This is a genomic window from Clavibacter sp. B3I6 (assembly GCF_030816895.1).
In the GTDB taxonomy this organism is placed as follows: domain Bacteria; phylum Actinomycetota; class Actinomycetes; order Actinomycetales; family Microbacteriaceae; genus Clavibacter.
This window is the reverse complement of record NZ_JAUSYL010000001.1, coordinates 3,084,140-3,104,514: the sequence shown is the minus strand read 5'-3', so window position 1 is coordinate 3,104,514 and position 20,375 is coordinate 3,084,140. Positions and strand designations below refer to the sequence as shown.

15 protein-coding genes, 2 pseudogenes and 1 riboswitch are annotated in these 20,375 nt (G+C 73.4%); of the genes and pseudogenes, 13 read left to right on the top strand and 4 right to left on the bottom strand.

All coding sequences use genetic code 11. The features are described from left to right. Position 1: 1 nt before the first annotated feature. On the top strand, positions 2-883 hold the full coding sequence (locus QFZ62_RS14965) for a Rieske 2Fe-2S domain-containing protein (protein WP_307507335.1): 882 nt from the start codon (positions 2-4) through the stop codon (positions 881-883). Here the strand turns inward: QFZ62_RS14965 and QFZ62_RS14960 are convergent. The 4 genes and pseudogenes from QFZ62_RS14960 to QFZ62_RS14945 form a co-directional block, all read right to left on the bottom strand. Then, entirely contained in the window at positions 880-2,079 is a 1,200-nt protein-coding gene (locus QFZ62_RS14960; protein ID WP_307507333.1) for an MFS transporter, read from the bottom strand. The two genes, QFZ62_RS14965 and QFZ62_RS14960, sit on opposite strands and share 4 nt — an antisense overlap. 49 nt (positions 2,080-2,128) lie before the next feature. Continuing rightward, positions 2,129-2,512 (bottom strand): flotillin domain-containing protein, encoded by a 384-nt coding sequence (locus QFZ62_RS14955; RefSeq protein ID WP_307507842.1) that lies wholly within the window; start codon positions 2,510-2,512, stop codon positions 2,129-2,131. 475 nt (positions 2,513-2,987) lie between these two features. After that, positions 2,988-3,491: pseudogene (locus tag QFZ62_RS14950) on the bottom strand (flotillin family protein); the annotation flags it as partial. Between the two features lie 130 nt (positions 3,492-3,621). Continuing rightward, positions 3,622-4,104, bottom strand: coding sequence for an NfeD family protein (locus QFZ62_RS14945; RefSeq protein ID WP_307507329.1), 483 nt, complete (start codon positions 4,102-4,104; stop codon positions 3,622-3,624). A gap of 185 nt (positions 4,105-4,289) precedes the next feature. On the opposite strand from QFZ62_RS14945, the gene QFZ62_RS14940 reads away from it, so the two are divergent. The 12 genes and pseudogenes from QFZ62_RS14940 (at position 4,290) to QFZ62_RS14885 (ending at position 20,171) form a co-directional block, all read left to right on the top strand. Further along, complete coding sequence (locus tag QFZ62_RS14940) at positions 4,290-4,550, top strand: zinc-ribbon domain-containing protein (protein ID WP_307507327.1); 261 nt, start codon at positions 4,290-4,292, stop codon at positions 4,548-4,550. Positions 4,551-4,654: 104 nt separating this feature from the next. Then, positions 4,655-6,007: an ABC transporter substrate-binding protein gene (locus tag QFZ62_RS14935; protein ID WP_307507325.1), complete on the top strand. Its 1,353-nt coding sequence runs from the start codon at positions 4,655-4,657 to the stop codon at positions 6,005-6,007. Next, the gene (locus tag QFZ62_RS14930) at positions 6,004-7,023 is read left to right on the top strand and encodes a carbohydrate ABC transporter permease (RefSeq protein ID WP_307507320.1); all 1,020 of its coding nucleotides are present in this window, start codon (positions 6,004-6,006) and stop codon (positions 7,021-7,023) included. Before QFZ62_RS14935 ends, QFZ62_RS14930 begins: the two co-directional genes overlap by 4 nt. Next, positions 7,020-7,988 (top strand): carbohydrate ABC transporter permease, encoded by a 969-nt coding sequence (locus QFZ62_RS14925; RefSeq protein WP_307507317.1) that lies wholly within the window; start codon positions 7,020-7,022, stop codon positions 7,986-7,988. Before QFZ62_RS14930 ends, QFZ62_RS14925 begins: the two co-directional genes overlap by 4 nt. 137 nt (positions 7,989-8,125) lie before the next feature. Beyond that, the gene (locus QFZ62_RS14920; protein ID WP_307507315.1) at positions 8,126-11,194 is read left to right on the top strand and encodes a glycoside hydrolase family 2 TIM barrel-domain containing protein; all 3,069 of its coding nucleotides are present in this window, start codon (positions 8,126-8,128) and stop codon (positions 11,192-11,194) included. Positions 11,195-11,304: 110 nt separating this feature from the next. Next, on the top strand, positions 11,305-12,591 hold the full coding sequence (locus tag QFZ62_RS14915) for a D-arabinono-1,4-lactone oxidase (protein WP_307507313.1): 1,287 nt from the start codon (positions 11,305-11,307) through the stop codon (positions 12,589-12,591). A 112-nt stretch (positions 12,592-12,703) separates the two neighbouring features. Beyond that, entirely contained in the window at positions 12,704-12,973 is a 270-nt protein-coding gene (locus QFZ62_RS14910; RefSeq protein WP_307507310.1) for a mycoredoxin, read from the top strand. Positions 12,974-12,976: 3 nt separating this feature from the next. Beyond that, positions 12,977-14,446: a phosphotransferase gene (locus QFZ62_RS14905; RefSeq protein WP_307507307.1), complete on the top strand. Its 1,470-nt coding sequence runs from the start codon at positions 12,977-12,979 to the stop codon at positions 14,444-14,446. A gap of 110 nt (positions 14,447-14,556) precedes the next feature. Continuing rightward, positions 14,557-14,742: a hypothetical protein gene (locus tag QFZ62_RS14900; protein WP_307507305.1), complete on the top strand. Its 186-nt coding sequence runs from the start codon at positions 14,557-14,559 to the stop codon at positions 14,740-14,742. Between the two features lie 9 nt (positions 14,743-14,751). Next, positions 14,752-16,909, top strand: a pseudogene (locus QFZ62_RS14895) (S9 family peptidase). A gap of 61 nt (positions 16,910-16,970) precedes the next feature. Next, positions 16,971-17,062, top strand: a riboswitch (TPP riboswitch). Further along, positions 17,053-17,880 (top strand): hydroxyethylthiazole kinase, encoded by an 828-nt coding sequence (gene thiM / locus QFZ62_RS14890; protein WP_307507303.1) that lies wholly within the window; start codon positions 17,053-17,055, stop codon positions 17,878-17,880. Its footprint overlaps the riboswitch before it by 10 nt. Continuing rightward, positions 17,877-20,171, top strand: coding sequence for a bifunctional hydroxymethylpyrimidine kinase/phosphomethylpyrimidine kinase (locus tag QFZ62_RS14885; RefSeq protein WP_307507301.1), 2,295 nt, complete (start codon positions 17,877-17,879; stop codon positions 20,169-20,171). The genes thiM and QFZ62_RS14885 overlap by 4 nt, the downstream gene beginning before the upstream one ends. The last annotated feature ends 204 nt before the right edge of the window (positions 20,172-20,375 follow it).

Here is a 20,375-nt window from a genome sequence, read left to right as displayed (position 1 = left end):
CATGAGGGAGCTGAAGCTCGTCTCGGCCATCACGAAGATCGAGGACGCCGAGGTGCTCGACCCGATCGTCGCCAAGGTGCGCGGCACCGTGGTCGCCCTGCTCAAGCCGCGTGCGCTGGCCGACCTGCTGCACGGCGTGCCGTTCGGGCACCCGCTGCACCCCGTCGCCGTGCTGATCCCGTCGGGCGCGTGGATCTCGTCCGCGGTCCTCGACCTCCTGCCCGGCAACGAGAAAGCCAGCCAGGCGCTCGTGGGCGTCGGGATCCTCAGTGCCGCGCCGTCGATCGTCTCCGGCTACGCCGACTGGTCGCAGCTGCACGAGCAGCAGCTCCGGGTGGGCATCGTGCACTCCGCCGCCAACGCGCTCGCCACCGGCCTCTACGGGCTGTCGTGGATCCAGCGCGCCCGCGGCAAGCAGACGAGCGGCAAGATCCTCGGCCTCGCGGGCCTCGGCCTCGTCTCCGCCGGCGGCTTCCTCGGCGGTCACCTCGCGTACCGCCAGGCGTCGGGCGCGAACCACGCCGAGGACGTGCCGCACCGCTTCCCCGCCGGCTGGCAGGAGCTCGGCCAGCTCGACGACCTGCCCGACGGCCGCCTCGCGAAGCGCGACGTCGCGGGCCTGCCGGTCCTCGTCCGCCGCCACGGCATGACGGTGGACGCGCTCAGCAACACCTGCAGCCACCTCTCCGCGCCGCTCGACGAGGGCGAGCTCGGGAAGGACCCGAAGACCGGCGAGGCCTGCGTCACCTGCCCGTGGCACCAGAGCGTCTTCAGCCTGAAGACGGGCGAGGTCATCCACGGCCCCGCGACGGCGCCCCAGCCGCGCTTCGAGACCCGCGTCACGGCCGGCCTCGTGGAGGTGCGGCTGCCGAACGCGGGCTAGTCCGCGACGGCGTCGGACCCGTGGAGGCGGAGCACCGCCAGCACCGCGCAGCCCGCGAACACGGCCGCGCCCGCGATCGTCGGCACCGCGATGCCGACGGTCGCGAGCGCACCGCCGAGCGCCGAGCCGACCGCGAGGCCGAGCAGGCTGAGCACCCGGCCGGCGGCGCCCACGCGGCCGAGCAGCGGATCCGGCACCAGGCGCTGCCGGAGCGAAGTCGCGCAGACGCCCCAGACGACCGCGTGCAGGATGTAGAGAGCGAGCAGGACCCCGGCGACGACCGGATCCCGGGTGACGGCCAGCCCCGCGAGGCTCACGGCGCCGAGCGCGAGGGCGCAGACGATCGTCCACCGGGCGCCGAGGCGGGCGCGGAGGGGCGCGGCGATCGCGGATCCGGCGAGGCCGCCGAGCGCGGAGGCCGCGAGGAGCACGCCGTAGCCCGCGGCGTCGAGTCCCAGCCGGTCGCGCGCGAAGAGCACGAGCACCGAGAACGGCAGCATGTACCCGACGCTCGCGAGGCCGCCGAGGAGCGCGAGCGCGCCGACCACGCGGTGGCCCGCCAGCCAGCGCACGCCCTCCGCGGCCTCGCGCACGACGGAGGCGCGCGGCGCGTCCGCGAGGTCCGCGGCGGGCGGTCGCCGCGGCAGCGCGAGGGCCACGGCGCCGGCCGCGCCCCAGAGCCCGCCCGTCGCGTAGAGGGGCACGGCGGCGGCGACCGCGAAGAGGATCCCGCCGAGCGGCGGGCCCACGAACTCGTCGGCGACGAGCTGCGTGCCGGCGATCCGCGCGTTGGCCCGGTCGAGCCGGTCGCGCGGCACGAGCGACGGCAGCACGGCCACCGCGGCGCCGTCGGCCGCGCTCTCGAGCACGCCGACCACGGCCATCACCGCGTAGAGGAGGACGAGCGAGGCGACGCCCGCGTGGATCGCCGCGGCCAGCGCCACGAGCGCGGCACCGCGGAGGAGGTTCGCGACCACCAGCAGCGTGCGCCGGTCGAGCCGGTCGACGTGGACGCCCACGGGCAGCGCGACCAGCAGCCGCACGAGCGCGTACGTCGTGGCGAGCCCCGCCACCGCGCGCGGGTCGTCGGTGAGGTCCGCCGCCACGAGCGGCACGGCCACGAAGACGAGCCCGTCCGCGAGGTTGGAGAGCGCGTTCGCGCCCCACAGCGCCGCGAACGGGCTCGGGGATCTCACACCGGGCCCGTCGGGACGCCGCGCGTCCCGACGGGCACCGGCACCGGGATCAGATCCCGGCGCCCTCGGACGCGGCCGTCCTCGGGCCCACGTCCGTGGCGGTCGCACCGGACGCGGATCCGCCGGCGGACGTGCCCGCGGCCGTCGAGCCGAGGAACGAGCTCAGCGCCGTGGCGACGTCGATGCCCGTGGTGTCCTTCAGCAGCTTCGGCAGCGTCGCCATGTTCTCGGCCACCGAGCGGTTGAGCGCGTTGGCGCCGTCCGCCGAGATGATCGTCATGTTGTCCACGTTCGCGAGCGGCGCCGCCATCTCGCGCGCGATCTCCGGCATGGACGCGATGATGCGCGCCTGCAGGGCCTCGCGCGACAGCTTGTTCTGCGCCTCGGCGAGCGCGGCGGCCGCCTGGGCCTCCGCCTGGCCGCGGGCCTGGATCGCGTCGGCGGTTCGCCTTCCCGAGCGCGGTGATGGACGCGGCCTCGTTCACGGCCGCGGTCTTCGCCGCCTCGGCGTTCTGCGTGCGCTGGTAGACCTCCACGTCGACCTTCGCCTTCTCGGCGTCGCGCGCGGCCTGCGCGTCCTGGACGGTCGCGTACTTGCGCGCCTCGGCGGGGAGCTCCACGTCGATGCGGAGGCGCTCCTTCGACACCTCGGCCTGCGCGGCCACGGCGGTGCGCTCCTGGTCGGCGACGAGGCGGTCCTGCTCGGCCTTCGCGAGCTCGCCGGCCGCGAGCGCGGTGGCGTTGGCCCGGTCGGTGTCGGCCTTGATGGCCGCGCGGCGCAGGTCGAGCTCGAGCTGGCGCTCGGCGGTCTGCTGGTCGTTCTCGATCGCGGCGAGCGCGGAGATCCGCTTGTTCTCGGCCTCCGCGACCTCGGCCACCTGGCGGGCGCGGGCGGCGTTCGAGCGCGCCCGGTCGTCGAGGTAGGAGCTGCCGGGGGTCGTGATCTCGCGGACGTTGAGCGTCTCGATCTGGAGGCCGAGCTCCGCGAGGTCGTTCTTCGTCTGGTTCACGGCCTCCTGCGCCACGACGGAGAAGCTCTTCACGAGCTCGTCCACGGGCCGGTCGCCGATGAGGCCGCGGATGGCGCCCTCGAGCGACTGCCGCACGATCTCCGGGAGCGCGTCCTGCTGCAGCAGGTAGCGCTGCACGGCGCGGCGCACGCCGTCCTCGGTGCCCGTGACCTTGAAGTTGACGGTCGCGACGACCGCGGTGTTGATGAAGTTCGCGTCGCGCGCCTCGGCCGTGACGCTCGTCTGGTACTGCTCCAGGGAGAGCGTGAAGCCCTCCTGGAAGATCGGCCAGATGAAGGTCCGGCCGCCGATGATGACCTTCTGCGGGCTGGAGAACCCGGCGCCGCTCTCGCTCTTCTCGGCGTTGCGGCCGACGATGACGAGCGCCTGGTTCGGCGGCACGCGGCGCACGCGGGACGCGATGAACGCGACCAGCGCCACCAGGATGACGATGACGACGATGACGGCGATCGCGCTCGCGCCGCCGGATATGAGATCCACGGAAGGGTTCCTCTCGTTGGGACGGGTGGTGCTAGGCCGGATCGCCGGGCTGCGGTTCGACGCGCACCCGGAACCCGTCCTCCGACACGACGCGGATGCGCGTGCCGATGCTGAGGGGCGCGTCGCTCACGGCGAGGCGCCGCTCGAGCTCGCGGACGTGCTCGAGCCGCACCTCGCCGCCCGTGGGCGATGTGGGCGACGTGACGACGCCCACCATCCCGACGGGCGAGTACGAGCCGCCGCTCTCCTGCCTCGCGACGAAGCGGACGGCGAGCTGCACGACCACGAGCGCGACGAGCGCGAGGGCCACGGCGATCGCGATGGCGCCACCCGACCCGATGCCGGCCTGGTCGGCGAGCACGCCGCCGACGCCGTAGATGGCGAGGGCCGCGCCGAGCGCGACGCCCGAGACGAGGCCGTCGCCGCCGCCGATGGCGTCGAGGAGGTCGCCGAGCAGGATGCTGGCGAGGAGGAGCAGGAGGCCGACGGCCCCCACGATCACGAAGACGGTCACGCGGCGCCTCCCGGGCAGGCTGGGACCGCGCTGACGTGCGCGCCGTCGTGGTGCGTGGTCATGCGGATGCCCCCTGCCGCGTGCGTGTCCTCCCGAAGGTACCGGGTCATCCGCTTCCCGTCGCCTCCTCGTCCGGGGGCCGCGGGAGCCCGTATGCTCCGCGCCGACCGGCGTAGGTTCGGGAGGTGATCCTCCTCTTCGGCACGCGTGCGCGCGACGCCCTCCTCGTCGTCGTCACGTTCGCCTGCCTCGTGTGCGGGGTGACCGCCCCGCAGCGCGTCCTGCACCGCACCGTCCGCTTCACGCTGTTCTTCGTCCCGCTCATCCCGCTCCGCTCCACCTACCGCGTCGAGTGCTCGAACTGTGGGGCCGAGACGCGGCTCACGAAGGACCAGGCCATGCACGGCCTCGAGTGGGCCGTGCGGAACCGGGGCGCGCGCCCCTGATCCTGTGATCCCGACCAGAGGTCGGGATAATTTTCGCTCGACGTCTAGAGTGGAGACGGCGCCACGCGCCGACTGCCATCAACGACGACGGGAGGGATGCGACGATGCATTCGATCAGCAGGAGACAGGCGCTGGGGGTGGGGGCCGCCGCCGCGGGGACGCTGGCCCTCGCGTCCTGCTCGGCACCGGGCGGGAGGCTGGTCAACTCCGATCCGGTCCTCCCCGCCGCCGCACCGGGCGAGAAGGTCACGCTCACGTACTGGGCGTGGCTGAAGGACCTGCAGAAGGTCGCCGACGTCTGGAACGCCGAGAACCCCGACATCCAGGTCGAGGCCGTCTGGATCCCCGGCGGCAACGCCGGCGGCTACCAGAAGATGTACTCCGCGATCACCGCGGGCGGCGGACCCGACATCGGCCAGGTCGAGCTGCGGCAGCTGCCCGAGTTCCTCCTCGCCAACGGCCTCGTCGACCTCACCCGCTACGGCGTCGAGGAGTACCGGGACCGCTACGACGAGGCGCTGTGGAAGCAGGTGAGCTTCCAGGACGGCGTCTTCGGGATCCCGCAGGACTCGGGCCCCATGGCCTTCTACTACCAGCCCGCCCTCCTCGACCAGGTCGGCGGCCAGCCGCCGGCGACCTGGGACGACTGGGCCGCCCTCAGCGCCGAGGTGCGGAAGACGGGCGCGGGCAACTACCTCGATTGCTTCCCCGTCGCCGACGCCAGCGTCTTCACCGCGTACGCCACCCAGGCCGGCGCGAACTGGTTCCAGGTGGACGGCGAGCGCTGGGTGATCGACATGCTCGACGACCGCACGATGGAGGTCGCCGCGTTCTTCGACAGGGCGGTCGACGACGACATCGTGAACACCTCCTTCAGCGCCTACTCGCCGCCCTGGTACGCGGCGGCCGCGGACGCGAAGATCTTCGGCTGCACGAGCGCGAGCTGGGGGGACGCCCTCATCCAGTCCGTCTCCGGCGGCGAGGGCAAGTGGCGCGTCGCGCCCATGCAGACGTGGTCCTTCGACGGGTCGTACGGGTCGAGCTACCTGGGCGGATCCACCGCGGCCGTGCTCGCGAACAGCAAGCACCCCGTGGAGGCGCTCAAGTTCATGACCTGGATGACGACGTCGCCCGAGGGCATCGACGCGATGATCGCGAACTCCGGCATCGGCTGGTCCCCCTCGCCCGACTACATCGGCGCGCCCCGCCAGGAGCCCAGCGCGTTCTTCAGCGGCCAGTCCTACAACGAGGAGGTCTTCGTGCCGGCCGCGAGGGAGCAGAACCTCGAGTGGACGTGGTCGCCGCTCACGCAGTACACGCTCAACACGCTGCAGGACGAGTTCCGCCGCAAGCTCACGAGCGGCCAGACCCTCGTCGAGTCCCTGCCGATCGCGCAGGAGGCCGTGATCGAGGCCTTCCGCAACAAGGGCCTGCGCGTCGAGGCGGCGTCCGCATGAGCGCCGTCACGAAGCCCGCGGGCGCGCACCGCGGCGGCTCCGCGCCCCGCCCCGCCCGCGTGGAGCGCTCCGGCGTCCGCAAGGGACAGCTGAAGAGGTCGCAGACCATCGCGCCGTGGGTGCTGCTCGCGCCGTTCCTCGCGGTGTTCGTGCTGACCTTCGTCCTGCCGATCGTCTACGCCGTGTTCCAGTCGTTCACGACCGTGCGACGGGAGGGCCTGTTCGGCGAGCAGGGCGTGACCACCGCGTTCGCCGGGTTCGAGAACTACGCGCTGGCGCTCGCGAACGGCGCCTTCACGGCCTCCATCGGCCGGGTGCTGCTCTTCGGCATCGTGCAGGTGCCGGTGATGATCATCCTCTGCACGATCCTCGCGCTGCTGCTCGAGTCGGCGTCGGCGAAGTGGCCCCAGTTCTTCCGGGCGGCCTACTTCATGCCGTACGGCGTGCCGGGCGTGATCGCGACGATCCTCTGGGGCTTCCTCTACATCCCGGGCCTGTCCCCGATCATCGACATCGGCGAGATGCTCGGCATCCAGCTCGACTTCCTCGGCGCCGGCACCGTGCTCTGGTCCATCGCGAACATCGTGACCTGGACCTACACGGGCTACAACATGCTCATCATCATCGCCCAGCTGAAGTCGATCCCCGGCGACGTCTACGAGGCCGCGCGCATCGACGGCGCCGGCGCGTGGCGGACGGCCCGGTCGATCCAGCTGCCGCTCATCCGCCCGGCGCTCGTGCTCGCGACCGTCTTCTCGATCATCGGGACGCTGCAGCTGTTCGCGGAGCCGCAGGTGCTCGCCACCTCCGCCCCCGCGATCGACTCGCAGTACACGCCGAACCTCTCGGCGTACACCACCGCGTTCGCGTACAACGACTACGGCGTCGCCGCGGCGCAGGCGGTCATCATCGCCCTGGCCGCGTTCGCGCTGTCGTTCGTCTTCCTCGCGATCACCAACAGGAAGCCCAAGGAGGAGCGGGAAGCCGCCGCCGGGAAGAAGGGGGCGCGCGCATGACCGCCACAGAGGCCAGACCGACCACGGACGAGTCCGCCGCCGACAAGGCGGAGCACAAGCGCGCCGCACAGGCCGCCGAGGCGAAGGTGAGTCGGCCGTCGAGGGCCGGGAGCACGCCGGGCGCGGGCACGAAGCCGGCGACCCGGATCATCGTCACGGCGATCCTCGCGGTCGTCGCGCTGTACTTCCTCGTCCCCGTCTACTACGTCGTGGTCGCGGCCACGAAGACGACGGCCGACCTGTTCAGCACCAACGGGTTCCTGTTCGCGCAGATGAACCTCTGGCAGAACCTCACGATGGTGTTCACCTACGACGACGGCATCTTCGTGCGCTGGTTCCTCAACTCGGTGCTCTACGCCGGCGTGGGCGCGCTCATCGCCACGTACTTCGCGGCGGCCGGCGGCTACGCGCTCGCGAAGTACCGCTTCCGGGGATCGAACATCGTATTCGGCACCATCCTCGGAGGCGTGCTCGTGCCCGGCACGGCGACCGCGCTGCCGCTGTTCCTGCTGTTCAGCAGCATGGGGCTCGCGAACACCTACTGGTCGGTGCTCATCCCGTCGCTCGTCTCGCCGTTCGGCCTGTTCCTCTGCCGGATCTACGCGCAGGCGTCGGTGGAGGACGCGGTGATCGAGTCGGGCCGCATCGACGGGGCGAGCGAGCTGCGGATCTTCCACACGCTCGCGCTCCGCTCGATGACGCCCGCGCTCGTGACGGTGTTCCTCTTCCAGCTGGTCGGCATCTGGAACAACTACTTCCTGCCGCTGATCATGCTGGCCGACTCGAAGCTGTACCCGATCACGCTCGGCCTCAACAACTGGCGGAGCCAGGTCGACCGGCTGCCGGAGTTCTACCAGCTGACCACGGGCGGCGTGCTCGTCTCGATCATCCCGCTCATCGCGGCGATGATCGTGCTGCAGCGGTTCTGGCGCGGGGGCCTCACCGACGGCGCGGTGAAGGGCTGACCCGGGCGCTCCGCGACGACCCGGACGGCCGGGCAGGGCGACCTGCCCGGCCGTCCGCGCATTCGGCGCGTCGCCCCCCGACCCACGATGATGGGAGCGCGGCACGTCGCCGCGCCCGCCCACGCGCAAGGAAGCCCATGACGCACGCCCTCCCCTTCTTCGAGGACTTCGCCCCCACGACGGGCCCGGCCCGCCGCCCCCGTTCCTGCCTGCACTCGGATGCCCCGCGCATCGTGCTGAACGGCGACTGGCGTTTCCGCCTCTCCCCCACGGCCCGCGGCCTCTCCGACGAGATGGCCGACCCGGCGTTCGACGACTCCGGCTGGGACGAGATCCCCGTGCCGAGCCACTGGGTGCTCGGCCAGGACGGCCGCTTCGGCCTCCCCGCGTACACGAACGTGCAGTACCCGTTCCCCGTCGAGCCGCCCTTCGTGCCCGACGAGAACCCGACCGGCGACTACCGCGTCGAGATTGACGTGCCCACCGACTGGCAGTCGCTCGAGCGCGTCGTGCTCCGCTTCGAGGGCGTCGAGTCGGCGTTCGCGGTGTGGCTGAACGGCCATGCGGTCGGCACCGCGATGGGGTCGCGCCTCTCGCACGAGTTCGACGTCACCGAGTTCCTCCGCCCCGGCGCCAACGTGCTCGCGGTGCGCGTGCACCAGTGGTCGATCGGCAGCTACCTCGAGGACCAGGACCAGTGGTGGATGCCCGGAATCTTCCGCGACGTCACCCTCCTCGGCCGTCCCGAGGGCGGCATCGACGACGCGTGGACCCGCGCGGAGTACGACCACGTGACGGGCGCGGGCACCGTGCACGTCGAGGTCGACGCGGAGCCCGCCGCGTTCCCCGTCACGCTCGAGGTCGAGGACCTCGGGATCCACGTCACCTGGGACACCCCCGAGGACGTCGCGCCCGTCCACGTCGCGCACGTCGAGCCGTGGAGCGCCGAGAGCCCCACGCAGTACCAGGGCTTCCTCCGCACCAACGTGGAGGCGCTCTCCATCCGCCTCGGCTTCCGCACCGTGCGCATCGAGGGCGACCGGTTCCTCGTCAACGGCCGCCGCGTCGTCTTCCACGGCGTCAACCGGCACGAGGCCCACCCGGAGCGCGGCCGCGTCTTCGACGAGGACCACGCGCGCGCCGACATGCTGCTGATGAAGCAGCACAACGTCAACGCGATCCGCACGAGCCACTACCCGCCGCACCCCCGCGTCCTCGACCTCGCCGACGAGCTCGGCTTCTGGGTCATCGACGAGTGCGACCTCGAGACCCACGGCTTCGAGTTCGGCGGCTGGGTCGGCAACCCCAGCGACGACCCGCGCTTCGCCGACCACTACCTCGACCGCATCGAGCGCACCGTCGAGCGCGACAAGAACCACCCCTCGATCGTCATGTGGTCCCTCGGCAACGAGGCGGGCACGGGACGCAACCTCGCCGCCATGTCGGCCTGGGTCCACCGCCGCGACCCGGGACGCCCCGTGCACTACGAGGGCGACTACACGGGCGAGTACACGGACGTCTACTCGCGCATGTACTCGAACCTGCAGGAGACCGAGTCCATCGGCAGCGACGTGATCCCGGGCGACCTGCTCGGCTGCTCGCCCGCCGAGGGCATGCGCCAGCGCACCAAGCCCTTCATCCTCTGCGAGTACGTGCACGCGATGGGCAACGGCCCCGGCCAGATCGGCGAGTACGAGGACCTCGTGCTCCGCTACCCGCGCCTCCACGGCGGCTTCGTGTGGGAGTGGCGCGACCACGGGATCCTCACCGAGACCGCGGACGGCGAGGCCTTCTACGCGTACGGCGGCGACTTCGGCGAGGTCGTGCACGACGGCAACTTCGTGATGGACGGCATGGTCCTGCCCGACGACACCCCCACGCCCGGCCTCGCCGAGTACAAGGCCGTCGTGCAGCCCATCGCGTTCCGGCTCGAGCGCGACGGCGGATCCGCGTCCCTCGTCGTGGAGAGCCGGTACCACTCCGTCTCCACCGCGCACACGAGCCTCGCGTGGGTGCTCGCGGTCGACGGCGACGACATCGCGACCGGCGTCCTCGACGCCGAGCCCGTCGCGGCCGGCGACACCGTGCGGATCCCGCTGCCCGCCGACGCGCTCGACGCGGGCGACCTTGCGGCCGACCGCGAGCGCGGCCCCGCGCCCGAGGTGTGGCTCACCGTGCAGGCGATCCTCCGCGACGACGAGCCGTGGGCCGAGGCGGGCCACGTGGTCGCCGTCGAGCAGTTCGACCTCACGGCCGCGCCCCGCCCCGCCGTGCCCGCGCGCTGGGTCGACGCCGACGAGGAGGCGTACCCGGACGCCGGCGCCACGCGCCTCACCCTGGGCGACGGCGAGTTCGACCTCGCCACGGGCCGGCTCGTCCGCCTCGGCGGCCTCGACGTCGACGGCCCGCGCCTCGAGCTGTGGCGCGCGCCCACCGACAACGACCGCAGCGACAGCAGCGGCTCCTACGAGCTGGCCGACCCGCGCCTCACCTTCGGCAGGGGCGTGCCCGGGCCGTCGAGCGAGGCGCGCTGGCGCGGGGCGGGCCTCGACCGGCTGACGCACCGGGTCCGCTCGGTGAAGGCCGGCTCCGGCTCGCTCACCGTCGTCGTGCGCACGAGCGCCGCGCAGTCCTTCGACTCGGTCGACACGACGTACTGCTGGACCGAGGGCGCCGACGGCGACCTGGGCCTCCGCGTCGACATCGTGCCGAGCGCCGGGTGGGCGATCACCTGGCCGCGCGTCGGGATCCGCATCGACCTCCCCGCGAGCGTCACGAACGCGGAGTGGTTCGGCACCGGGCCGCTCGAGTCGTACCCGGACTCGCGTCGCGCCGCGCTCGTCGGCCGGTTCTCCTCCCTCGTCGACGACCTGGGCGCCGTGTACTCGCGGCCGCAGGAGACCGGGCACCGCAGCGATCTGCGGGAGCTCGAGCTCGGCACGTTCGACGGCGAGGGCGGCATCGTGATCCAGGCGCTGCCCGACATCGCGGGCCGCCGCCCCGGCTTCACGGCCTCGCGCCACACGCCGCAGGAGCTCGACCGCGCGGCGCACCCGCACGAGCTGCCCGCGAGCGAGGCGGTGCACCTTTACATCGACGCCGCGCAGCACGGGCTGGGCTCGCGCGCGTGCGGCCTCGACGTGCTGCCCGAGCACCAGCTGTGGCCGTCGGCCCGGACGCTGGAGCTCACCATCCGCAGCCGCTGACGGCGGAGCACGTGACGGGCCGCCCCACCGGCGGCCCGTCGCTCGCCCTCCGGCCGGAGGGCGGGCAAGCTGGAGACGACGGCGTCCGATGGCGGGCGCGAGGAGGACGCATGACCGACACCATCGAGCAGGGCACCGCGGGCACCAACTGGGCCGGCAACTACGCCTACCGGGCACGGACCGTGCACGCACCGACGAGCATCGAGGGGCTGCGGACCATCGTCCGCGACGCGTCGAGGATCCGCGTGCTGGGATCCCGCCACTCGTTCAACGACATCGCCGACTCCGAGGAGCTGGTCTCGCTCGCCGAGCTCCCGGCCGACCTCGTGATCGACCGCGACGCGAGCACCGCCACCTTCTCCGCGGGCCTCGCCTACGGGAAGCTCGCGGAGCTCCTCGGCGAGGAGGGCCTCGCGATCCACAACCTCGCGTCGCTGCCGCACATCTCGGTGGCGGGCGCGATCGCGACGGCGACCCACGGATCCGGCATCGGCAACGGCAACCTCGGCACGGCCGTCGCGGCCCTCGAGCTGATCACGGCTGACGGCGAGACGGTCACGTACCGCCGCGGAGACGACGACTTCGACGGCGTCGTGGTGGGCCTCGGCGCGCTCGGCGTGGTCACGCGCGTGACCCTCGACGTCGAGCCCTCCTACCTCGTGCGCCAGCGCGTCTTCGAGGGGCTCTCCTGGGACGCGTTCGACCGGAACCTCGAGGACGTCTTCAGCGCCGCCTACAGCGTGAGCGTCTTCACGCGCTTCGGCGAGGCCACCGACCAGGTGTGGCTGAAGAGCCGCGTGCAGCTGGGCGTCGACGGCCAGCCCGAGGACGAGGTCGTCATGGAGGAGTACTTCGGGGCGCCCGCCGCCACCGAGGAGCGCCACCCGATCCTCGGGATCGACCCGGTGAACAGCACCTCCCAGCTCGGGGTCGTCGGCCTCTGGTCCGACCGCCTCTCGCACTTCAAGATGGGCTTCACGCCGAGCGACGGCGAGGAGATCCAGTCGGAGTTCCACGTGCCGCTCGACCGCGCCGTCGAGGCCGTGCAGGCGCTCCGCGCGATGGGCGACCGGATCCGTCCGATCCTCCTCGTCTGCGAGCTCCGCGCCGTCGCCGCCGACGAGCTGTGGCTGAGCCCGCAGCACGGGCAGGCCACGATCGGCCTGCACTTCACGTGGAAGCGCGAGCAGGAGGCCGTGGAGGCGCTGCTCGTCGAGCTCGAGGCGGCGATCCGCCCGTTCGGCGCGCGCCCGCACTGGGGCAAGGTCTTCACGGCCACGGCGGCCGACATCGTCCCGCTGTACCCGCGCGCGGGCGACTTCCTCGCCCTCGCCGAGCGCCTGGACCCGGCGGGCAAGTTCCGCAACGCCTGGTTCGAGCGCTCGCTCCGCGGCTGAGCCGCATCCGCCGCTGACCGGCACCGCACCCGCGATCCCGACGCGCCGAGGCTTCTCCCCCGGCCGCGGGAATCACGGGTCGGCGTCGCGCTCGGCGCGTAGGGTGAGCACCATGGCGCCCGAGACCTCCTCCTACGTGCCCGCCCCCGGGCGGATCACGATGTTCTCCACCACCTGGTGCGGCTACTGCCGCCGGCTGAAGTCGCAGCTCGATCGAGCGGGCATCGGCTACGACGAGGTGGACATCGAGCAGGTGCCCGGCACCGCGGAGCTCGTGGCCGCCATCAACGGCGGCAACCAGACCGTCCCGACCGTCCTCTTCCCCGACGGCTCGTCCGCCACCAACCCGTCGCTCGCCGACGTGACCGCGAAGGTGGCCTGAGCCATGCAGCACCACGACCTCAGCGTCATCCCCGACTTCCTCGCCGCGTGGATGCGCGAGCAGCGCTGGTTCGCCTCGAAGGGCACCGAGCCGCGCCTCGAGCGCATCGGCGGCTGGAGCTTCAGCGACGAGGGCTGGTTCGCCCGCATCGAGACGCACCTGATCATCGACCACGGCAGCGCGAAGCCCGTCCTCTATCAGGTGCCGCTCACCTACCGGCAGGCGCCGTTGGAGGAGCTGAAGCCCTTCCACATCGGCTCGATCGTCGAGGACGACGGCGTCGAGCTGCACGTCTACGACGGGCCGCACGACCCGGCGTACGCGTGGGCGCTGATCCGCACGATCCTCGACGAGCGCGAGGCCGACGTCGACGAGACCTCGCTGGGCGCGACCGCCCGCGGCCAGCGCCAGCCGGGCGTGGAGATCGCGACCGTCGTCGGATCCCACGTGCTCTCGGGCGAGCAGTCGAACACCTCGATCATCTACGACATGGTCTCCGCCGACGGCACGGCCGCGAACTCCATGATCGTCAAGGTCTTCCGCGCGCTGCACCACGGCGAGAACCCCGACGTCGTGCTCCAGTCCGCCATCGCGGGCGCCGGATCCCGGCTCGTGCCGCAGACCATGGGCAGCGTGCTCGCCGAGTGGAGCGACTCCGGCCGCGAGGTGGGGCACGCCGTCGGGCACGTCGCCTTCGCGCAGGAGTTCCTCCCCGGCGTCACCGACGCCTGGCGCGTCGCGCTCCGCGCGGCCGAGGCCGACGAGGACTTCCAGGCGCAGGCCCGGGCGCTCGGCGAGGCGACCGCCGACGTGCACGCCACGCTCGCGGCCGCCCTGCCCACCGTCGAGGCGACCCCCGAGGTCATCGAGGGGATCATGGTCAGCTTCCGCCGTCGCCACGCGACCGCCGAGCGCGAGGTCCCCGAGATCGCCGCCTTCCACGACGCCATCGCGAGCGTCTACGACGCCGCCGAGCACGGCGAGTGGCCGAAGCTGCAGCGCATCCACGGCGACTACCACCTCGGCCAGGTGCTCTCCGTGCCGAACCGCGGCTGGGTCCTCCTCGACTTCGAGGGCGAGCCGCTCCGCCCCATGCACGAGCGCTCGCTGCCCGACGTCACGCTCCGCGACGTCGCCGGCATGCTCCGCTCGTTCGACTACGTGGCCGGCTCCTACGCGCTCGCGCACCCGGGCAAGTCGGCGGCGTCGTGGGCGTCGGACGCGCGTCGCGCGTTCGTCGACGGCTACATCGCCCGCTCCGGCACCGACCTCCGTGCGAACCGGGCGCTGCTCGACGCGTTCGAGATCGACAAGGCCGTGTACGAGGCGATCTACGAGGTCCGCAACCGTCCCGGCTGGCTGTCCATCCCGCTGCAGGCCGTCGCCCGCCTCGCCACCCGCTCGAGCACCATCGGCCGGGAGACCACGCCCGGCGCGACGGGTCCGCGCGAGGCGGGGCCGATCTCCTCCTGACGCGACCGCGCCCTCCCTGGGGGCGATCTCCGCGCGCGATGGGGCTGTGCAGCTAGCGTGACGGGACGCGCCGTCCCGCCTGGGCGCGTCCTCACCCGGACGGAGACCCCATGCTCGGCTGGATCCTCCTCGCGCTCGTGGGCGTGGGACTCGTCGCCCTGTCCGTCCCGGTCGGGCCCGCGGACCCGCCGTCCGGGTGGTGGGGCGTCGCGGGAGGGATCCTCGTGGTCCTCGGCGCGGTGGTCGAGGCCGTCCGCGGGCGACGCGGTGGGCGGCGGCGGCAGCTCCGTCGGTAGGCTCGACGGATGACCGACCCCGCCGTCCCGGCCGTCTCCGAGTCCTCCTCCCCCACCCCTCCCGTCGCGGACCAGCGCCCCATCGAGCGCACGTTCCACGGCGACACCTTCGTCGACCGGTACGAGTGGCTGCGCGACAAGGACGACGCCGACGTCATCGCGCACCTGGAGGCCGAGAACGCGTACACGGAAGCCGCGACGGCGCACCTGGAGCCGCTGCGCGAGCGGATCTTCACGGAGATCAAGGACCGCACCCAGGAGACCGACCTCTCGGTCCCCGTGCGCGAGGGCGACTGGTGGTACTACGCGCGCACGGTCGAGGGGTCGCAGTACGCGATCCGCTGCCGGCGGCCGGTCCAGGGTCCGGACGACTGGACCCCGCCCGTCATCGAGGCAGCCGACGACGGCGTCGCGGTCGAGGGCGAGCAGGTGCTCCTCGACTCCAACGCCGAGGCGGAGGGCCACGAGTTCTTCTCCCTCGGCGCGTTCGAGGTCAGCCCCGACGGATCGCTCCTCGCCTACTCGGTCGACGTCGAGGGCGACGAGCGCTTCACGCTCCGGATCCGCGACCTCGCCACGGGCGAGGACCTCGCCGACGAGATCCCCGGCACCAGCCACGGCGCCACCTTCTCGGCGCACGGCGACCATCTCTTCTACGTCACGGTCGACGACGCCTGGCGCCCCGACACCGTGTGGCGCCACCGCGTCGGCACGCCCGCCGCGCAGGACGTGAAGGTCTTCACCGAGCCCGACGAGAGCTACTTCACGGGCTTCGGCATGACCCGCAGCCGCCAGTACCTCGTGATCCAGGTCGGCTCGAAGATCACGACCGAGGTGCTGCTGCTCGACGCCGGCGACCCCACGGGCACCTTCCGCCCGGTGTGGCCCCGCCGCCACAGCGTCGAGTACGACGTCGACCACGCGGTCATCGACGGCAGCGACCGGCTCCTCATCCTGCACAACGACGGCGCCACCAACTTCGAGCTGATCGACGTGCCCGCCGACGACCCGACCTCGACGACCGACCGCCAGGTCGTCATCCCGCACGACGACGACGTGCGCCTCGAGGACGCCAGCGCGTTCGCCGACCACGTCGTCGTGTCGTACCGCCGCGAGGGCCTCACCCGCGTCGGCGTGATCCCCTTCGACCGGGTCCTCGACGGCGAGCAGCTGCACGAGATCGCGTTCGACGAGCCGATCTACACGGTCGGCACCGCCGGCAACCCCGAGTTCGCGCAGCCCACCGTGCGCCTCGGCTACACGAGCCTCGCGACGCCGGCCCACCACCTACGACTACGTGCTCGCCACCCGCGAGCTCCGCCTCCTCAAGCAGCAGCCCGTGCGCGGCGGCTACGACCCCGACGACTACGTGCAGACCCGCGAGTGGGCGACTGCGGAGGACGGCACCGAGATCCCGCTGTCGGTCGTCTACAAGCGCGGCCTCGTGCACCCCGGTACACCCGCGCCGCTCCTGCTGTACGGCTACGGCTCGTACGAGGCGAGCATCGACCCGTCGTTCTCCATCGCGCGGCTCTCGCTGCTCGACCGGGGCATGGCGTTCGTGATCGCGCACGTGCGCGGCGGCGGCGAGATGGGCCGGCGCTGGTACGACGAGGGCAAGACGATCGCGAAGCGCAACACCTTCACCGACTTCGTCGCAGCGGCCGACCACCTCATCGCCCGCGGGTGGACGAGCCCCGACCGCCTCGTCGCCGAGGGCCGGAGCGCCGGCGGCCTGCTGATGGGCGCGGTCGCGAACATCGCGCCCGACCGCTTCGCCGGGATCCTCGCGGGCGTGCCGTTCGTCGACGCGCTCACGAGCATCCTCGACCCGTCGCTGCCGCTCACCGTGATCGAGTGGGACGAGTGGGGCGACCCGCTGCACGACCCCGAGGTGTACGCGTACATGAAGTCGTACACGCCGTACGAGAACGTGCGCGAGGGCGTGCAGTACCCGCGGATCCTCGCGGTCACGAGCCTCAACGACACGCGCGTCCTCTACGTCGAGCCCGCGAAGTGGACGGCCCGCCTCCGCGAGGTCGGCGCGCCCGTGCTGCTGCGCACCGAGATGCAGGCGGGCCACGGCGGCAAGTCGGGCCGGTACGACGCCTGGCGCGAGCGCGCCTCCGACTACGCGTGGGTGCTCGACGTGGCGGGGCTCGCCTAGCGCGCCTCCGCCTCCCGCCGCCGGTCGACCCGACGGGCGCGACGCGTCTCCCCTAGTGTGGATCCCTGACACGGGGTGCCCACGAGGGCTGAGATGAGACCCGTCGCACCTGATCCGGTTCGCACCGGCGGAGGGATGTCATCATGAGCGCTGCGCGCCCATCCACCCACGAGACCACGGGAGCGGGGACCGCCTCGGCGGACCTCCTCCGCCTGCTGCGGGAGCGCACGCCGCTCGTGCAGTGCATCACGAACGCCGTCGTCACCGGCTTCACCGCGAACGTCCTCCTCGCGCTCGGCGCCGCGCCCGCGATGACGGACGTGCCGACCGAGGCGGGGCCGTTCGCGCGGATCGCGTCGGGCGTGCTCGTCAACCTCGGCACGCCGCACGCCGAGCAGCGGGAGGCCGCGGTCGAGGCCGCGCACGCGGCGCGCGAGGCGGGCACGCCGTGGGTGCTGGATCCCGTCGCGGTCGGCGCCCTGCCGGTGCGGACGCGGCTCGCGCACGAGCTGGTGGCGCTGTCGCCCACGATCGTGCGCGGCAACGCATCGGAGGTCATCGCGCTCGCGACCGGCGGCGTCGGCGGACGCGGGGTCGACGCGACCGACGCGGTGGAGGCGGCGCTCGACGCCGCGACGCTCCTCGCGCGCACCTACGGCACGGTCGTCGCGGTGTCGGGTCCCGTCGACCACATCACGGACGGCCACCGCGTCGTGCGCGTGCACACGGGCGACGCGCTCCTGACGAAGGTGACCGGCGGGGGCTGCGCGCTCGGCGCCGTGATGGCGGCGTTCGCGTCGCTGGAGCCGGATCCGCTGCGGGCCGCCGTGGCCGCGACGAGCGTGTACACGATCGCCGCGGAGGTCGCCGCCGAGGGCGCGCGCGGACCCGGATCGTTCGCGGTGGCGCTCCTCGACGCCCTCGACGCGATCACGCCCGAGCTCGTCGCCCACCGCGAGCGCCTCTCGTGAGCGCGCTCGACCTCTCCGTCTACCTCGTCACCGACCCCGCGCTCTGCGGCGAGCGCGGCGTGCCCGCGGTCGTCGCGGCGGCGGTCGCGGGCGGGGCGACGGCCGTGCAGATCCGCGACAAGCACGCCAGTGCGGCCGACCTGCTGGCGACCGTGACGGCGGCGGCCGACGCGATCGACGCGCACGCGTCCGCGCACCCGGACGCCGCCCGTCCGCTGCTGCTCGTCGACGACCGCGTCGACGTCGTCCTGGCGGCCCTCGCGCGCGGCACGCGCGTGGACGGCGTGCACGTCGGGCAGTCCGACGTCCCGGCCGAGCTGGTCCGGCGGATGCTCGACGCGGCGAGCCCCGACCGGCGGCTCGTCGTCGGCCTCACCGCGAACACGCCCGCGCACGTCGAGGCGGTGCGCGCGCTCCCGGCCGGCACCGTCGACTACCTCGGCGTCGGCGTGATCCGCCCCACCAGCACCAAGCCCGACCACCCGGCGCCGCTCGGCCACGACGGGTTCGGGATCATCGCGGGGCTCTCCCCCGTGCCCTGCGTCGCGATCGGCGGCGTGGACGTGCGGGACGTCGCGGCGATCGCGGCGGCGGGCGGCGCGGGCACGGCCGTCGTGTCGGCGATCTGCGCGGCCGAGGATCCCGCGGCCTCGGCGCGCGAGCTCGCGGCCGAGTGGGCGCGCGTGCGCGGGGCGGGCGGCGGCGACGACGTCGGGGCGGAGGTCGCGGAGGCGGGCACCGCGACGGCCACGGCCGAGTCCCCGGAGGCGGACGCGACGGGCACTCCGCGCCCCGCTGCCGATCCGTCCCGCGTCCCGCGCGTCCTCAGCATCGCGGGCACGGATCCGACGGGCGGCGCCGGCATCCAGGCCGACCTCAAGTCCATCGCGGCGAACGGCGGCTACGGCATGGCCGTCGTCACGGCGCTCGTGGCGCAGAACACGCGGGGCGTGCGGGAGATCCACGTGCCGCCCGTGGCGTTCCTGCGCGCGCAGCTCGACGCCGTCTCGGACGACGTGGCGATCGACGCCGTGAAGATCGGCATGCTCGGCTCGGCCGCCGTGGTCGACGAGGTGGCGGACTGGCTGCGCGCGGTGCGCCCGCCCGTCGTGGTGCTGGATCCGGTCATGGTCGCGCAGTCCGGCGACGCCCTCCTCGACGACGACGCCACGGACGCGCTCCGCCGCCTCCTGCCGCTCGCCGACGTCGTGACGCCGAACCTGCCCGAGCTCGCGGCGCTCCTCGGCGAGCCCGAGGCCGACGGCTGGGACCAGGCGCTCGCGCAGGGCCGCGCGCTGGCGGACCGGCACCGGGTGCGCGTCATCGTCAAGGGCGGCCACCTGCGCGAGGACGACTGCCCGGACGCGCTCGTGTCACCCGGTGCGCCCGGCGCGCAGGCCGCGGTCGACGTGGTCGCCGGTCCGCGCATCGCGACGACGAGCACGCACGGCACCGGCTGCTCGCTGTCGAGCGCCCTGGCGACGCTGCACCCGCGCCGCGGCGACTGGCTCGCGGCGCTCACGGAGGCGAAGGGCTGGCTCACCGGATCCCTCGCGCGAGCCGAGGACCTCGACGTGGGCGCGGGCGCCGGCCCGCTCGACCACCTGCGGACCCTCTGGGACGCCGCGGGGACGCACGCGGGACCCGTCACCGCGGAGATGTGGGCAGGATCCGCGGATCTCCGCCGGGAGATCGACGAGCTCGCGTTCGTCCGCCGCCTCGGCGACGGCAGCCTGCCCGAGGCGTGGTTCTCGCACTACCTCGCGCAGGACGCGATCTACCTCCGCGCGTACTCCCGTGTGCTCGCCCGGGCCAGCCAGCTCGCGCCGACGCCCGCGGCGCAGGTCGCCTGGGCGCGCTCCGCGGCCGACGCGATCGCCGCCGAGTCCGCGCTGCACGAGGAGTGGCTGGCCCGGCACCCCGCGCCCGCGGTCGTCGGACCCGTGACGCGCGCGTACGTCGACCACCTCCTCGCGCACGCGGCGGCGAGCGACTACGCCGTCCTCGTCGCGGCGCTGCTGCCGTGCTTCACGATCTACGCGGACGTGGGCACCCGGCTCCGGGCGGCGGGATCCGCGGCGGCGGCGGCCGGTGCCGCGCACCCGTACGCGGCGTGGCTGGAGACCTACGCCGATCCGGCGTTCGCGGCCGCGACGGAGCACGCGTGCGCGCTGGTGGACGAGGCGGCCGTGCTCGCGGGACCCGGGCGACGCGCGGCGATGCTCGAGGCGTCCCGCGTCTCCGCGGCCTACGAGCGCGACTTCTTCCGCGCCCCGGAGGCGCTCGGCTGATCCGGAGTCCGCCCCGCTCCGCCCCTCCCCGCCTCGGCGAGCCGGGCGGCCGGGCGGACGCCTCCCCGCGTCACACGGCTGACGGCACGGCAGGCCCCCGCTACGCTCGGGCCCTGTCCCCCGCCCGTCTCGGCGTCCCCGGACCGTCCGCCCGTCCGCCCCTCCGGGCTCCCGGTAGCCCGTCGTCCTCCCGCGTGACCGCCT

Bases quoted from the DNA above. Each gene is read 5' to 3' on its own strand.
- QFZ62_RS14925 (WP_307507317.1), top strand. From the start codon at position 7,020: ATGACCGCCACAGAGGCCAGACCGACCACGGACGAGTCCGCCGCCGAC.
- QFZ62_RS14900 (WP_307507305.1), top strand. From the start codon at position 14,557: ATGCTCGGCTGGATCCTCCTCGCGCTCGTGGGCGTGGGACTCGTCGCC.
- QFZ62_RS14965 (WP_307507335.1), top strand. From the start codon at position 2: ATGAGGGAGCTGAAGCTCGTCTCGGCCATCACGAAGATCGAGGACGCC.
- thiM (WP_307507303.1), top strand. From the start codon at position 17,053: ATGAGCGCTGCGCGCCCATCCACCCACGAGACCACGGGAGCGGGGACC.
- QFZ62_RS14905 (WP_307507307.1), top strand. From the start codon at position 12,977: ATGCAGCACCACGACCTCAGCGTCATCCCCGACTTCCTCGCCGCGTGG.
- QFZ62_RS14935 (WP_307507325.1), top strand. From the start codon at position 4,655: ATGCATTCGATCAGCAGGAGACAGGCGCTGGGGGTGGGGGCCGCCGCC.
- QFZ62_RS14930 (WP_307507320.1), top strand. From the start codon at position 6,004: ATGAGCGCCGTCACGAAGCCCGCGGGCGCGCACCGCGGCGGCTCCGCG.
- QFZ62_RS14910 (WP_307507310.1), top strand. From the start codon at position 12,704: ATGGCGCCCGAGACCTCCTCCTACGTGCCCGCCCCCGGGCGGATCACG.
- QFZ62_RS14915 (WP_307507313.1), top strand. From the start codon at position 11,305: ATGACCGACACCATCGAGCAGGGCACCGCGGGCACCAACTGGGCCGGC.
- QFZ62_RS14920 (WP_307507315.1), top strand. From the start codon at position 8,126: ATGACGCACGCCCTCCCCTTCTTCGAGGACTTCGCCCCCACGACGGGC.